Annotated in this window: 11 protein-coding genes; 7 read left to right on the forward strand and 4 right to left on the reverse strand. The window is 67.5% G+C overall.

Features of this window, described 5'->3' with window-relative positions; all coding sequences use genetic code 11:
* Both IP91_RS25980 and IP91_RS25985 read left to right on the forward strand, forming a co-directional pair.
* On the forward strand, positions 1 to 225 hold a 225-nt coding region (locus IP91_RS25980), incomplete at its 5' end, for a hypothetical protein (RefSeq protein ID WP_199754525.1).
* 694 nt (positions 226 to 919) lie between these two features.
* Complete coding sequence (locus tag IP91_RS25985) at positions 920 to 1,072, forward strand: hypothetical protein (protein ID WP_158643101.1); 153 nt, start codon at positions 920 to 922, stop codon at positions 1,070 to 1,072.
* 52 nt (positions 1,073 to 1,124) lie between these two features.
* Here IP91_RS25985 and IP91_RS06850 read toward each other — a convergent pair whose 3' ends face one another.
* Positions 1,125 to 2,153 (reverse strand): AraC family transcriptional regulator, encoded by a 1,029-nt coding sequence (locus IP91_RS06850; RefSeq protein ID WP_145648068.1) that lies wholly within the window; start codon positions 2,151 to 2,153, stop codon positions 1,125 to 1,127.
* Positions 2,150 to 3,040: a GGDEF domain-containing protein gene (locus IP91_RS06855; RefSeq protein WP_145648069.1), complete on the reverse strand. Its 891-nt coding sequence runs from the start codon at positions 3,038 to 3,040 to the stop codon at positions 2,150 to 2,152. The genes IP91_RS06850 and IP91_RS06855 overlap by 4 nt, the downstream gene beginning before the upstream one ends.
* Before the next feature lie 284 nt (positions 3,041 to 3,324).
* Between IP91_RS06855 and IP91_RS06860 the strand changes: the two genes are divergently transcribed.
* From IP91_RS06860 to IP91_RS06880, 5 genes are all read left to right on the forward strand, one after another.
* Positions 3,325 to 5,835, forward strand: a complete 2,511-nt coding sequence (locus IP91_RS06860) for a TonB-dependent receptor (RefSeq protein WP_145648070.1) — start codon at positions 3,325 to 3,327, stop codon at positions 5,833 to 5,835.
* Entirely contained in the window at positions 5,835 to 7,637 is a 1,803-nt protein-coding gene (locus IP91_RS06865) for a phytase (protein ID WP_145648071.1), read from the forward strand. Before IP91_RS06860 ends, IP91_RS06865 begins: the two co-directional genes overlap by 1 nt.
* A gap of 75 nt (positions 7,638 to 7,712) precedes the next feature.
* Positions 7,713 to 9,005, forward strand: a complete 1,293-nt coding sequence (locus IP91_RS06870; RefSeq protein ID WP_371860607.1) for an NCS2 family permease — start codon at positions 7,713 to 7,715, stop codon at positions 9,003 to 9,005.
* A 529-nt stretch (positions 9,006 to 9,534) separates the two neighbouring features.
* Positions 9,535 to 11,328, forward strand: coding sequence for a glycoside hydrolase family 2 protein (locus IP91_RS06875; RefSeq protein WP_145648073.1), 1,794 nt, complete (start codon positions 9,535 to 9,537; stop codon positions 11,326 to 11,328).
* A gap of 102 nt (positions 11,329 to 11,430) precedes the next feature.
* The gene (locus tag IP91_RS06880) at positions 11,431 to 12,684 is read left to right on the forward strand and encodes a glycosyltransferase (protein WP_145648074.1); all 1,254 of its coding nucleotides are present in this window, start codon (positions 11,431 to 11,433) and stop codon (positions 12,682 to 12,684) included.
* An 84-nt stretch (positions 12,685 to 12,768) separates the two neighbouring features.
* Here the strand turns inward: IP91_RS06880 and IP91_RS06885 are convergent, their stop codons facing one another.
* Positions 12,769 to 13,731 (reverse strand): NAD(P)/FAD-dependent oxidoreductase, encoded by a 963-nt coding sequence (locus IP91_RS06885; protein ID WP_145648075.1) that lies wholly within the window; start codon positions 13,729 to 13,731, stop codon positions 12,769 to 12,771.
* On the reverse strand, positions 13,728 to 14,534 hold the full coding sequence (locus IP91_RS06890; protein WP_145648076.1) for a hypothetical protein: 807 nt from the start codon (positions 14,532 to 14,534) through the stop codon (positions 13,728 to 13,730). The genes IP91_RS06885 and IP91_RS06890 overlap by 4 nt, the downstream gene beginning before the upstream one ends.
* Positions 14,535 to 14,781 lie beyond the last annotated feature (247 nt).

Raw genomic sequence — 14,781 nt, forward strand, 5'->3', positions numbered from 1 at the left:
AGCGGCGGCAGCGGCAGCGGCGGCAGCGGCAGCGGCAGCGGCAGCGGCAGCGGCGGCAGCGGCGGCAGCGGCAGCGGCAGCGGCAGCGGCGGTAGCGGCGCCAACGGCGGCAGCGGCAGCGGCAGCGGCAGCGGCAGCGGCGGTAGCGGCGCCAACGGCGGCAGCGGCAGCGGCAGCGGCAGCGGCAGCGGCAGCGGCAGCGGCGGTAGCAGCGGCAGAAGCTGAAAGGAAGCAGTTCGGCGCGGACACGGACCGCCGATTCGTCACCACAGTCGAGTTCGTCGCGCCACGAACAGGGTGGGTGTCCTGCCCAACTCCGTCAAGTGAATTTTCTTCATATTTCCAGCCTTCCGCTTTTTTGCCGTCAAACGCCCTCTTTTGCCCTCTACGCCGGAGCCGCTGGAGAGCATTCGAGGGCAATCGAGCGCAAAAGAGCGCCACGACTCAAAATTGGAAAAAGTTTCCCAGAGGGGTAACATTTTCATGACTGAACCAGTTCCTCTTCCGACTTATTTTCGCTGCCTGGTCTTCCTTGCCAGCGGCCATCTGGAACGGGCTGATGCGTATTCTCCATCAGGCGCTGCCAGTCCGCGCTGTATCACCTGTTTGACGTTTTCCGGTGAAGCCATGCCGTCAGGTATTCGCGAACAGCACGCTTTGGGTTTACACGCCGCATGACGTGATCCCAGCAAGCCTGCGCGGCATTCCCCGTCCCAATTCGGCATTCACGCATCACGCCGCAGCTTGTGAACAGCTGGAATGTAGTTACCCCTCTGGGAAATTTTCTCCGATTGCTGCACGTTGCCCTCTTTCGCTCTCCAATGGCCTGGATTGAACTCTTTCGCGACTGCCGAGTCGTACATTTAAAGGCTTTCGAGGGCATTTGCGGGCGATAGAGCATCCCGCCCAGGAAATGGAGATGCGTTACATGACGGCTGTGGGACTGGCACCCGCCGCGTTGGTCAAACTGACCGAGCACTTTACAAAGTACCTGCCGGTTTATCGCCGCTTTATCGCCGCTTTATCGCCGTTTTATCGCGGGTTTATCGCCGTTTTTATGGCCGTGATATAGCCGCTATATAGCCGCTATATAGCCGCTCTAAATAGGCGGCTCCACAGGCCGCTCAGCCGCCCCCGCCGAGCGCGCCGGCCAGCGCGGCCTTCAGCAGCAGTGGCGGCTGGCCGGTCCAGCGCTTGAACGAGCGGCGGAAGTTGGCCGCGTCGTGGAAGCCGAGGTAGCGTGCCACGGCATCGTTGTCGGCATCCTGCGACTGGAACAGCCACAACGCCACGTGCGTGCGTACCTGGTCCAGTTCGGCCTGGAAGTGCGTGCCGTGCCGCGCCAGCTGCCGCTTGAAGGTGGCCAGGCTGACGCCGAAATCGGCGGCGGTCGCTTCCAGCGCCGGTGCCAGCCGAACCCGCTCCAGCAGGTAGTCGTAGAGCGCTGCCAGCAGTCCCGCCGGCCGCACCGGTTCGCCTTCCGCCGCGCGCAGCGCCAGCTGCGCGGCCAGGGCGCTGCCGCGCGGCCACGGCTGGTCGAGCAGCGCCGCATCGATCAGCATTGCATCGAAATGGCAGTCGAAGCGCAGGGCGCTGCCCAGGTGCACCTGGTGCTGCTCCACGTGCCGCGGTGCCGCGCGGTTGAAGCAGAAGCGCCACGGCAGGCGTTCGCCGCCCAGCCAGCGGCACAGCGCCACGACGGCCGTCATGTGCATCTCCACCAGCGCTGGCCGCAGGCCCGGCGCACCATGGCTGTCCACCCAGTACAGTGCCGCCACGCCGCCCCAGGTTTCCACGCGGGGCCGCAGCAGCGGCGTCAGGCGGGCATGCCAGCGGCACAGGATCGCCAGCGCCGTGCGCAGGTCCGGTGCCTGCACCAGCGCGTTGCTGACGGCGCCGTCATGGCCCGGCAGGAGCTGCTGCCCCAGCATGAAGCTGGTGTCGCTGCTGTCCAGCACCTTGAAGGTATTGGCCAGCAGCTGCAGGTACTGGGCCGGCGCCAGCAGGTCGCCCGGCGCAGCATCGCCCGACCAGGCCGTACCGCGCAACAGCAGGCTGTCGCGGTCGTCGCGCCCGCGGGCGAAGGCCAGCGCCAGCGCCGGCTGCTGCTGCGCCGGGATCGATGGTTCGCTGGCGGCGTGCCAGGCGATCACGCGGCGTCCACCTGGCGGCACAGCGCTGCCAGCAGGTTGTCGGGAAAGATGCCGTCCGCGCCGCCGTCGGTGGCGGTGCCGTCCGTCAGTGCGCAGCCGTGCCGCAGCGACAGGGCCACCGCCCGGCCACCCGCATGGTGGCGCATCATGGCCACCATGCGGCACAGGTGCACGGCCACGTCGCGCGCGGCCGCCTCGTCCAGCCCGGGCAGCAGCACGGCGAAGCGGTCGCCCGCGTAGCGGCACAGCAGATCGTCGTTGCGCAGGTTCAGCAGCAGCATGTGGCTGACGGCCTGCAGGACCCGGTCGCCTTCGTCCTGGCCGAACTCGCGGTTGACGCGGTGGAAGCCGTCGATGTCGAGCAGCACCAGCGCGCACACGCCACCGTTGCTGGCCCGCTCGCGTTTGAGCTGGGCGCGCAGGTAGCGGGCATCGGCCAGCTGCGTCACGCGGTCCAGGCCACGGTGGTCGCGGAACAGCCGCTCGCGTTTTTTCAGGTGGTCGTTCAGGCTGGCCTGTTCGGCCTTCCAGTAATGCAGGCCGGCGGTCAGGACCAGCATCCCGAACGGCACCAGCGCTTCCAGTGCGTTGTCCCACAGCGCGGCCTTGTCGATGCGGTAGAACTCGTCCATGCAGTCGGCCCACGAGCCGAACATGATGGCGGCCAGGCCGCCGGCCAGCAGTCGCGTCACGCGCCCGTCCGGCCGGCTGCCCAGCACGATCAGGCACCAGGTCATCGCCATCACCGCCGTGCCGCCCTCGCCGAAGATATCCATCCAGTGCCAGGTGTCGAACGGTTTATGGGTGCCGATGCCGGCATACAGGAGGAAGCAGGCACCGCAGGCGATGGCGGTGGCGACGCAGGCGTGGCGCTGGATGGTGTTCATGGCGGAGGCATAGGATCGACCCTGCAGCTTAGCGTGCGGAGATGACACGTGCATGACAGGCAGGCCGGCCGTTGCGCCACGGCCCGGGTGCAAACGGCTCACGGTTTTCATGAGAAGGCGCCGCAGCCGCAGCGGTGCGCAGGCTGCGCGGCGCGATCGCCGGGTCAATTCAGCTCACCGGCGCCGATCGGGGACCGGCACACTGCCGGTTGCGGCCACGCTGTCACCGATCGGTCACATTGCCTCCCTAGAATCCGGCCGTCTTCCACTTCCACCCATCCACCATGCGCCACCTCCCCCTCCCCGCCCTCACCGTCCTGGCCCTGGCCACCGCCAGCGCGTACGCCGCCGGCGACGCCAGAGCTGATGACAACACGGTCGTCATCGCCGGCCAGCGCGTCAGCCTGGCGCGCGCCATCGCGGCCCAGGAAAAGGCCGACAACATCGTCAGCGTCGTCTCCAGCGACGATATCGGCGGCCTGCCGGACAAGAACGCGGCCGAGGCACTGGCCCGCCTGCCCGGGGTCGCCGTGCAGCGCGACCAGGGCGAAGGCCGCTATGTGGTGGTGCGCGGCCTGGATGCGGACCTGAATGCCGTCACGATCAACGGTGCGCTGGTACCGTCGCCGGAAGCCGGCCGCCGGGCCGTCGCGCTCGACGTGCTGCCGGCCGGCCTGATCCGCTCGCTGGAAGTGTCGAAGACGCTCGCGCCCGACCAGGATGCCAGTTCGCTGGGCGGCACCGTGGAAATCAAGACGCTGTCCGCCTTCGACCTGCCGGGCAAGGTGCTGACGGTGGGCGCGGCCGCCAGCCGCGACACCAACACGGACCGGACCAGCCCTTCCGGCAACCTGCTGTGGGCCCAGCGCTTCGCCAACGACACGGTGGGCGTGGCGGCCGGCCTGTCGGGCGAAAAACGCAAGTTCGGTTCGGACAATGTGGAGACGGGCGGCGCCTGGTCCGGCAATCGCCTCGGAGGATTCGAGCTGCGCGACTACCTGCCGGTGCGCGAACGCCATGCCGCGGCGCTGAACCTGGACTGGCGTCCCGATGCGGCGTCGAGCTACGCGCTGCGCGGCTTCGTCAGCCGTTTCTCGGACGACGAAGTGCGCGACCGCCTGACTGTCAGCAGCATTTCGAATGACGCGGAAGCGCTGGCCGAAGGCGAGACGGCCAAGGCGCGCCTGGAACGCCGTCTGCGCCAGCGCAAGGTCACGCAGGAGATCGGTTCGCTGACGGCCAGCGCGGACAACCGTTTCGATGCGTGGAAGCTGCACCTGGAAGCGGCCGCCAGCCGCGCCACCGACGACACGCCGGAATCGATCAACGATGCGCGCTTCCGCAGCAGCGCGAACGGGGTGGGTTTCACGAACACCGTCGCACCGCGCCTGGTGGCGCCGGCCAGCGCGTTCGACGCGTCGTCCTATGCGCTGAATACCATCACGCTGCAGCAGCGCTACTCGGAAGACAAGGCCACCCAGGCGCGCTTTGACCTGGGCCGCGATCTCGACATGGGCGACTGGAAGAGTGCCATCAAGTTCGGCGCCAAGGCCAGCCGCCGCGACAAGGACAACGACACCAACCAGTGGGCCTACAACAGCAGCAAGAGCAGCAGCGCCAACTACTGGGGCGCCGGCAGCACGTCCCTGAGCGCCTTCGTGCGGCCCGATACGCTGGACTACGCCTTCGGCCCGATCGGCCAGGCCATCGATCCTGCCGCGGTGCGCGCCCGCATCGCCGGCCTGCCGCGCGCCGGCGCCCAGCTTGCGGCCGAATCGGCGCTGGACGACTTCGCCATGCAGGAAGACATCGACGCCGGCTACCTGCAGGGCACCTTCGGCCGCGAGGGCTGGTCGGTGCTGGCCGGCGTGCGCGCCGAGCACACGCGCTTCACGGCCGCCGGCCAGCAGGTCGACGGCGACACGATCTCGGCGCACCGCGCGGGCCGCTCGTACACGAACTGGCTGCCCACGCTGCAGGGCCGTTTCGAGGTCGACGGCGCCACGAGCATCCGCGCCGCCTGGAGCAATGCGGTGGTGCGCGCCAACTTCAGCCAGCTGGCGCCCGGCATCAGCCTGGACTCGTCCACCGAAGCGACCATCGGCAATCCGGACCTGGCGCCGCTGAAGTCGCACAATCTCGACCTGGGCATCGAACGCATCCTGGGCAAGGACGGCACGCTGTCCGCCTATGTCTTCCACAAGGACATCAAGAACTTCACCTACGCGACCAACCTGGCCGGCACGGGACAGTGGGCCGACTACACCACCGCCACCTCGTATGCGAACGGGTCCAGCGCAAAGGTGAAAGGCATCGAGCTGTCGTACCAGCAGCCGCTGCGCATGCTGCCGGCGCCGTTCAACGGCCTGCTGGTGGGCGTGAACGGCGCCATCACCTCGTCCGATGCCATCATCGACAGCTTCAGCGCGGAGGCCGGCGCGCGCGTGACGCGCAAGATCCGCATGCCGGGCCAGTCGAACCGCATGGCCAACGTGATGGTCGGCTACGAATATGGTCCCGTCAGCACGCGGGTGGCGGTGAACTACAAGTCGCCGTTCCTGCTGGAACTGGGCGGCGACGTGCTCGATCCGATGCAGGACCATATCGTCGACAGCCAGAAGCAGGTGGACCTGTCGCTGGCCTGGCAGTTCGGCCGGCGCTGGCAGCTGTCGTTCGAAGCGAGCAACCTCAATAACGAAAAATACTACGTCTACCAGGGCGTGAAGGCCCACAACATGCAGTACGAACAGTATGGCCGCACCTACAAGATCGGCCTGAAAGCGAGCCTCTTCTGATGCGCGCCGTACTGACCGTGGTCGCCCTGGCCGCCGCGTTCGCGGCACGTGCGCAAGTCCTCCCGACGATACCGCCCGGTGCGCGTGACGTCGCCGCCGTTCCTGGCGGCTGGCTGGCGCTCGAAAAAAACGCCTTGCAGCTGGTCGGCGGCGATGCGCGGGCGCGCCTGCCGATCCGCGGCCGCCAGCTCGATGTGCGGCGTGACGGCGATGGCGCGCTGGCCATCGTCATCGACGCCAATGCCGAACGCGCCGTGCCGGTGCGGGTTGCCGGCGGCACGCTGCAGGCCCTGCCGCCGCTGCCGGAAACGGGCTTCGGCATCGAGGCCGCCTGCCTGTACCGCGATGCGCAGCGGCTGGTCCACGTGTTCCTCGTGGCGAAGGATGGCCAGGCTGAACAGTGGCTGCTGGGCGACGGTGCGGCACCGGCGCGCCGCATGCGCCGGCTGGCGCTGCCGCCGAACGTGAAGCACTGCCGCGTCGACGATGCGGACGCCACGCTGTACGTGGCCGAGGAAGGCGCCGGCCTGTGGGCCTATCGCGCCGATGCGGAAGGTCCGCCGGCGCGGCAGATCGTCGACCTGACGGCGCCGTTCGGCCGGCTGGCTGGCGGCGCCGGCGCACTGGCCGTGCTGCCCGGCGGTGTCGCCGCACTGGATGACAAGGGGATCCTGCACGCATGGCGCCATGCCGATGGCCGATGGCTTCGGCTTCCCCCGCAGGCGGGCAAACGGGGGCACCTTGCCGTCGATGGCGAAGGCAGACTCCTCGCGCAGGATGCCAGCGGCTGGCGCAGTGTCCCGCTCGGCCTGAAGGCGCCGTCCCTGCCGGCAGCACTGCCGGTCGTGCTCCCCCGCGCGCAGACGGAACCGGTGGCGCGGGCCGGCGATGCGGCGGACGATCCTGCCATCTGGCGCAATCAGCGGGACCCGGCGCAATCGCGCATCCTCGGCACCAACAAGAAACAGGGCCTGCTGGTGTACGACCTGCAGGGCCGCCAGACGCAGCTGCTGGAAGCGGGCCGCCTGAACAACGTCGACGTGCGGCAGGACGTGGCGTTCGGCGCCGAGCGCTTCGACCTGGCGCTGGCGACGAACCGCGACGAGAACGCCATGGTGCTGTTTGCCATCGGCGGCGACGGCGTGGTGACCGAAGCGGCGCGCCTGCCCACCGAACTGGCGGAGATCTACGGCACCTGCCTGTACCGGCCCGCGAGCGGCGGGCTGGATGCCTTCGTCAACGACAAGGACGGCCGCTACCTGCACTACCGCATCGAGCGGCAGGACGGCCGCTTTGCGGCGCGCGTGGTGCGGCGCTTCCGCACCGCCAGCCAGCCGGAGGGCTGCGTGGCGGACGAGGACAGCGGCCAGTTGTTCGTGGGCGAAGAGCGGCGCGGCCTGTGGGTGCTGCCGGCCGATGCGGAGCGCGCGCCGCAGCTGTCGATGGTGCTGCCGGTCGGCGGCCTGCTGGCGGCCGATGTGGAAGGTGTCGGCATCTACCGGGCACCGGGCGGCAGCTACCTGGTCGTGTCCAGCCAGGGCAGCAACAGTTATGTCGTGCTCGATGCCAGGGCCCCCTACCGGGTGCGCGGTGCGTTCCGTATCGGGCTCAATGCGGCCGATGGCATCGACGGCACGTCCGAGACGGATGGCCTGGAAGTGACCTCGGCCAGCCTCGGTGGCGCCTATGCGCGCGGCATGCTCGTGGTGCAGGATGGCTTCAAGCGCCTGCCAGACGGCCCGCAGAACTTCAAGCTGGTGGCCTGGGAGGATATCGAAAGGGCCCTGGACCTGCCGCGCTGATTTCCAGCCCGGCCACGGCGCGGCCGGCCCGGTGGTATCCTCCGCCTTTATCATTGCAGGGGAACCACCGTGTCGATCGCCGAAAAACTGTTCAGGCTGAAGGAAAGCGGCACGGATGTGCGCACCGAGGTGATCGCCGGCGTCACCACGTTCCTGACGATGGCATACATCATCTTCGTCAATCCCACCATCCTGGCCGATGCGGGCATGCCGAAGGATGCGGTGTTCGTGGCCACCTGCCTGGCCGCGGCCCTCGGCACCGGCATCATGGCGCTGTACGCGAACTATCCGATCGGCATGGCGCCCGGCATGGGCCTGAACGCCTACTTCGCGTACGCGGTGGTGGTCGGCATGGGCGTGCCGTGGACCGTGGCGCTGGGCGCCGTGTTCATCTCAGGCTGCCTGTTCGTGCTGGTCTCCGTGTTCGGCCTGCGCGAGATGATCGTCACGGGCATCCCCACGTCGCTGCGCACCGCGATCACCGTCGGCCTGGGGCTGTTCCTCGGCCTGATCGCCCTGAAGAGCGCCGGCATCGTGGCGGCCAGCCCGGCCACCATGGTCACCGTGGGCGACCTGCACAAGCCCGGCGCACTGCTGGCCATCGTCGGCTTCCTGCTGATCGTCACGCTCGACCGGCTGCGCGTGCGCGGCGCGATCCTGATCGGCATCGTGGCCGTCACCGTGCTGTCGTTCTTCTTCGGCGGGAACACCTTCCACGGCATCGTCGCGGCGCCGCCTTCGCTGGCACCGACTTTCGGCAAGCTCGACGTGCTGGGCGCCTTCCATACCGGCATCCTGAACGTGGTGCTGGTGTTCTTCCTCGTCGAGCTGTTCGACGCGACCGGCACGCTGATGGGCGTGGCGGCGCGCGCCGGCCTCCTCGTCGAAGGCAAGATGCAGCGCCTGAACCGCGCCCTGCTGGCCGACAGCTGTGCCATCGTGGCCGGTTCGGCCCTCGGCACGTCGAGCACCACGGCGTATGTGGAAAGCGCTGCGGGCGTGCAGGCCGGCGGCCGCACCGGCCTGACGGCGCTCGTCGTCGCGCTGCTGTTCCTGGCGTGCCTGTTCATCTCGCCGCTGGCCGGTGCCGTGCCCGCCTACGCAACGGCACCGGCGCTGCTGTTCGTTGCCTGCCTGATGCTGCGCGACCTGGCCGGGATCGACTGGAACGAGACGACCGAGAGCATCCCCGCCGCCGTCACGGCGCTGCTGATCCCGTTCACCTATTCGATCGCCCATGGCATCGCCTTCGGCTTCATCACGTACGCCGCGCTGAAGCTGCTGACGGGCCGGGTGCGCGAAGTGCGTCCCATCGTCTGGCTCATCGCACTCGTCTTTATCTTCAAGTACGTCTGGATCGGCGCCTGAAACGCGTGCTGTCTCTTCGGAACTTCCTTCTGTGACTGTCAGCAGGCTACCAAGCAATCTGCCGGATTAGTCCTACATTCTGGTGACCAGCGGTAGTCGGTTGCCTACGGTGCCGCCCCGGCGCCCCTTCGATGGACCGGGAGTTACAAACTGCTGAGCTGTCGGCAAGGAAATTGCCGCACGGAACCGTCCGACGGCCGGTGGAACACTTGTTAAGATATCCACTCCCGTGCAGTTTTCTTCACGCTTTTCAAGACTGGATACCGCCTCATGCCCCACACGTCCCAGGCCACGCCGGCCGGCCGCCCCGCGATGCGGCAGCGCAGGAGCCCTGCTCCGGCGTTGCTGCAGGCGGGCAAGGCTGGCGGCCCGGGGCGGGGCGCAGTGTCCAGGGCATGTGCCGGCGCCGCACCGCGAGTGCGCGCTCCGCTTCCGGCCCCGGCCGGGGGCATCGACTCCATGGCAATCGCGCACGGCCTGCCGGCCATCGCGGGGTTCGCCATCACGCATCCATAACAACGAGGAACCGATGAGCGATTTCGAATATCCACGACCGCAACTGGTCCGCGACAACTGGCAGAACCTGAACGGCACCTGGCAGTTCGCCTATGACGACGACTGCCGCTACTGCCGGCCGGACCAGGACATCGCGTGGACGCACCAGATCGAGGTGCCTTACGCGCCCGAGACCAAGCTCTCCGGCATCCACGACACGGGCTTCCACACGGTGGCCTGGTACCGCCTGGAATTCGACATGGCAGGTCGCGGCGAGCGCACCATGCTGCACTTCGGCGCGGTCGACTACGAGGCGAAAGTGTGGGTCAACGACCGGCTGGTCGCCCAGCACCAGGGCGGCCACACCTCGTTCAGCGCCGACATCACGGATGCGCTGGTGGACGGCACGCGCCAGGTCATCGTGCTGCGGGCGGAAGACGATCCGCACGACCTCGCCAAGCCGCGCGGCAAGCAGGACTGGCAGCTGGAACCCCATTCGATCTGGTATCCCCGTACCACCGGCATCTGGCAGACGGTGTGGCTGGAGCATGTGCCCGCCACCTACCTGAAAGGCGTGCGCTGGACGCCGCACTTCGACGGCTTCGAGATCGGCTGCGACATCCTGGCCGCCGGCGACCGCTGCGAAAAACTGACCGTCGAAGTCAAGCTGATGCACGGCGACGTGCTGCTGGCCGACGACGAATACAAGCTGATGGGGAACGAAGCCCATCGCAAGATCGCCATCTCCGACCCGGGCATCGACGATTCCCGCAACGACCTGCTGTGGAGCCCGGAACGGCCGACGCTGCTGGACGTGGAACTGACGCTGCGGTGCGACGGCGTCGTGCTGGAAACGGTACGATCCTATACGGCGCTGCGCTCGGTGACGATCAACCGGGACCGTTTCATGCTGAACGGCCGCCCTTACCCGCTGCGCCTGGTCCTCGACCAGGGCTACTGGCCGGACAGCGGCATCACGGCACCCAACGACGAGGCTCTGAAGCGCGACGTTGAACTGGCCAAGCTGATGGGCTTCAACGGGGTGCGCAAGCACCAGAAGATCGAGGATCCGCGCTACCTGTACTGGGCGGACAAGCTGGGCCTGCTGGTGTGGGAAGAAATGCCTTCCGCCTACGCGTTCAGCCCGAAATCGATGACGCGCCTGATCAAGGAATGGCAGGAAGCGATCGAACGCGACTACAGCCACCCCTGCGTGATCGTGTGGGTGCCGTTCAACGAGTCGTGGGGCGTGCCGAACCTGACGTCGATGCAGGCGCATCGCAATGCCGTCGAGGCGCTGTACCACATGACGCGGATGATGGATTCGACCCGCCCCGTGATCGGCAACGATGGCTGGGAAGCGTCGGCCACCGACATCCTCGGCATCCACGACTACGACAGCGACCCGCAGCGCATCAAGGCGCGCTACGAAGTGCAGGACCCGGCCCGCACGCTGTTCGACCAGCGCCGTCCCGGCGGCCGCATCCTGACGCTGGATGGCTTCCCGCACCGCGGCCAGCCGATCGTGCTGACGGAATTCGGCGGCATCGCCTTCGACACGCAGAAGCCCGAGACGCACACCTGGGGCTATTCGCGGGCGAACACGCCGGAAGCGTTCTACGAGGCCTACACGGAACTGCTGAAGGTCGTCAACGAAACACAGATGTTCTCCGGCTTCTGCTACACGCAGTTCGCCGACACGTACCAGGAAGCAAACGGCCTGCTCAACGCGGACCGCACGCCGAAGATACCGTTCGAACAGATCAGTGCCGCCACGCGCAGCGTGCAGCTGGTCGTTCCCGAACCGCCGGAGTCGACGGAAACATAACAAGCGCTACGCATTACAACAAGAAATTGCAGCACCTGCAGTACCGGAAGCGCGACCATTTTTAAACACTACTATCGACCCGTATCGGGCAAGGGAGAAGCTATGTCGACCATTATCGTGTTCTGCCATCTGCGCTGGGACTTCGTTTTCCAGCGCCCGCAGCATCTGCTGACGCGCCTGGCCAAACATTACAATATCGTGCTGGTGGAAGAGCCGATCCACCATGATGGCGAAAGCTTCATGAAGAAGTGGAACCCCGCGCCGAACATCACCGTGTGCCAGCCGCACACGCCGGTCCATCAGTGGGGCTTCCACGACGACCAGATCCCGCTGCTGCAGCCGATGGTCGCCGAACTGGTGCCGGAAGGCGAAGATCCGATCGTGTGGTTCTACACGCCGATGGCCCTGCCGCTGCTGCCGCAGCTGCACGCCAGCCTGGTGATCTACGACTGCATGGACGAACTGTCCGCCTTCAAGAACCCGCCGCGCCAGCTGCTGCAGCGCGAAAGCGCCCTGCTCAGCATCGCCGACCTGGTGTTCACGGGCGGCCCGAGCCTGTACGAGGCGAAGCGCACCCGCCATGCGAACGCGCACTGCTTCTCCAGCTCCGTCGATGCGAAGCACTTTGCGCACGCCCTGGACCGCAGCGCCTCGCATCCGGACCAGGAACACATTCCGCATCCGCGCCTGGGCTTCTACGGCGTGATCGACGAGCGCTTCGACCTGGACATGGCCGCGGCCGTCGCCGACGCGCATCCGGAATGGCAGATCGTGCTGGTGGGCCCGGTCGTGAAGATCGATCCGGCGCACCTGCCACAGCGCACCAACATCCACTACATGGGCCAGCGCACCTATGACGAGCTGCCGAAATTCCTGGCCGGGTGGGATGTGGCGATGATGCCGTTCGCGCTGAACGAAGCGACCAAGTTCATCAGCCCGACCAAGGTGCTGGAATACATGGCCGCCGAACTGCCGATCGTCTCGACCCCGATCAAGGACGTGGTGCAGCCTTACGGCCACGTGGTCGCGATCGGCCACAGCGCCGCGAAATTCGTGGCCCATTGCGAAGCTGCCCTGGCACAGACGCCGGAACAGACGGCCGAGATGGTGCAGAAGATGCGCGACGTGGTGGCCAACACCTCGTGGGAGAAGACCGCGGAACGCATGCGCGAACTGATCGAAACGACGGAACCTTCGCGCAACTTCGCGCGCCTGACGACGCCGGAAGACCTGTCGTACGGCGTGACGTCCGAGAAGGTCAGCCCGCTGCCGACGCCGGCCTCCGGCGCCGCGCTGGCACCAGCCACGTCGCAGAAGCTGAGCGCCGCCACCGCGGGTGCCGGCACGGCAGGCTGACGGCACTTGCGTTGCCGGCCTTCGCGGGCCGGTGATGCAGGACGTGCACGCACGCGCAAACGGCGGCCACTGGCCGCCGTTTTTTCATGGCACCTCGCCGGGATCGGAGTCCTGGGCCTGCTTGCGGAACTGCCAGGGCAGCGCGTTGTGGATCGCCGTCGCGGCCACCGCGGCGTGACCGGTCGCCACGCTGATCTGGTTCAGGCCCACGACGACATCGCCGATCGCGTACAGGCCGGGCACCGTGGTGCGCTGGTGGTCGTCGACGATCACCTTGTCGCAGTCGCCGCACTGCGCGCCCAGGCTGGCCGCGAGCGTGGAGCGGGCGTTCTCGCCGAGCATCGGGTACAGCACATCGAAGGTTTCATCGGTGCCGTCGGCCGTGTGGAGCACGGGCAGCAGCCCATCGGTCAGCGTCACGCCCTGCAGCGGCGCGTCCACGTAACGTACGCCGGCCAGCCGGAGCTTCTCCGCTTCCTCGCCGGACAGCGGCTCGGTATGGCCATCATGATCGGGATCGCGTTCGAACAGGGTGACGTCGGAGGAAAAGGTGCGCATGAACAGGGCGTGGCCGGTGCGGTTGTGCGGCTGCGAGACGACCGCCACTTTCTTGTCGAGAATGTCGTAGCCGTCGCACACGGGGCACATGCGCACGGCGCCGCTGGCGACGGCTTCGTGCCAGCGCTCGACGGGCAGGCCTTCGTCCGCCACGCCGGTGGCCATCACAATGACGGGCGTGTGGATCTCGCCGTCCGCATGGCTGGCGATGAAGATGTCGCCTTCCTTGCGCACGGCCGTGATGTCCATGTGCTCGACCCGGCCGCCATAGCAGCCGAGCTGCTCGCGCAGCCGTCCGAGCAGCTCGGTGCCCGGCACGCCGCCCGGAAAGCCGGGATAGTTATGGCTGATCGGAATCAGCGACAGGCGGCTGTTGCCCTTGTCGGCCACGATCACGTCGCGCCGGAAGCGGCGCAGGTAGATCGCGGCGGTCAGCCCGCCCGGACCGCCGCCGATCACCAGCACTTCGCAGCGTCGGAGCGCGCTCACCGGCCGGGCGTTCCGCCAGTAGTGCCGGTGCCTGCCGCCGTTCCTGCGCCCGTTCCTGCGCCCGTGCCGCTGGTGCCGGTGGTGGTGCCGCTCGTGCCAGTACCGGTACCACTGGTGCCCGTGGTGGTGCCGCTCGTGCCCAGGCCCGTGCCGCTCGCACCCGTGGTGGTTCCGCTTGTCCCGTTGGTCATGCCGCTCGTGCCGGTGGTCACCCCGCTAGTACCGGTCGTGCCGGTCATTGCCCCGCCGCCCGTCGTGCCGATGGTGGAACTGCCGTAGCTGGTACCGCCCGCCTGGCTCCCCACCGCGCCACGCGTGCTGGTCGTGCGGTTGGTGCCCGTCGTCGTCACGCCGCTGCTGGTACCCGTTACGCCGTTATAAGTGTTGGCAGCGCTGCCGTTGTACGCACCCGTATTGCCGTTCACGGTGCCGACACCGGTGGCGCCATTCGTGGGGGGCGTGCCGGCCATCGGCGTCCCGGTCGTGGTCATGGTGCCGGCGGGACTGCCGATCGTTCCGAGCGGTGCCGTGACGCCGGGCGTGCCGATCGCGCCGGACTGCGGCACGGTGGCTGCCACAGGCGCGGGTGCCGGGGCACTGCGGGTGGTCGACTGCGTCGTGCCGGGACTTCCCGCGTTGTACGACCCCGTATTCACGGCAGTGTTGACCCCGGTATTGACCTGGCCACTGGCCACCCCGCCACCGGCAGGCGTCGTGACGGTCTGCGCCATGGCGGCACCCGAACCGAGGGCGGCGGCCAACAGCAGTGCAGTGTCGAGCTTCATTGATGTCTTGAGCTTCATGGCATGCTCCTTCGTCTGTAAAGAGTGATTATTGTTGCATGGTGCGACCGGGCCGGTCGTAGGAGCACGGCGCATGCGCAGGTCGGAAGCGTGCCCGGAAACCACGATAGCCAGAAGTATTTGTCCAGGACGTAGGAGCATGCCTGCATGGACAAAGGCTCCAGTCGCACGCTTTGTTGAACGACGCACGCTGCGCGTCACATTTCCAGCGGATGTCCCTGGTATGCGTGTGCTGTCGCACCAAGCA

The sequence above is a fragment of the Pseudoduganella lurida genome, from assembly GCF_007830455.1.
Classification (GTDB): domain Bacteria; phylum Pseudomonadota; class Gammaproteobacteria; order Burkholderiales; family Burkholderiaceae_D; genus Rugamonas; species Rugamonas lurida.

Excerpts from the sequence above, each read along its gene's own strand:
- IP91_RS25985 (WP_158643101.1), top strand. The coding sequence starts at position 920 with ATGCGTTACATGACGGCTGTGGGACTGGCACCCGCCGCGTTGGTCAAA.
- IP91_RS06855 (WP_145648069.1), bottom strand. The coding sequence starts at position 3,040 with ATGAACACCATCCAGCGCCACGCCTGCGTCGCCACCGCCATCGCCTGC.
- IP91_RS06860 (WP_145648070.1), top strand. The coding sequence starts at position 3,325 with ATGCGCCACCTCCCCCTCCCCGCCCTCACCGTCCTGGCCCTGGCCACC.
- IP91_RS06865 (WP_145648071.1), top strand. The coding sequence starts at position 5,835 with ATGCGCGCCGTACTGACCGTGGTCGCCCTGGCCGCCGCGTTCGCGGCA.
- IP91_RS06875 (WP_145648073.1), top strand. The coding sequence starts at position 9,535 with ATGAGCGATTTCGAATATCCACGACCGCAACTGGTCCGCGACAACTGG.
- IP91_RS06880 (WP_145648074.1), top strand. The coding sequence starts at position 11,431 with ATGTCGACCATTATCGTGTTCTGCCATCTGCGCTGGGACTTCGTTTTC.
- IP91_RS06890 (WP_145648076.1), bottom strand. The coding sequence starts at position 14,534 with ATGAAGCTCAAGACATCAATGAAGCTCGACACTGCACTGCTGTTGGCC.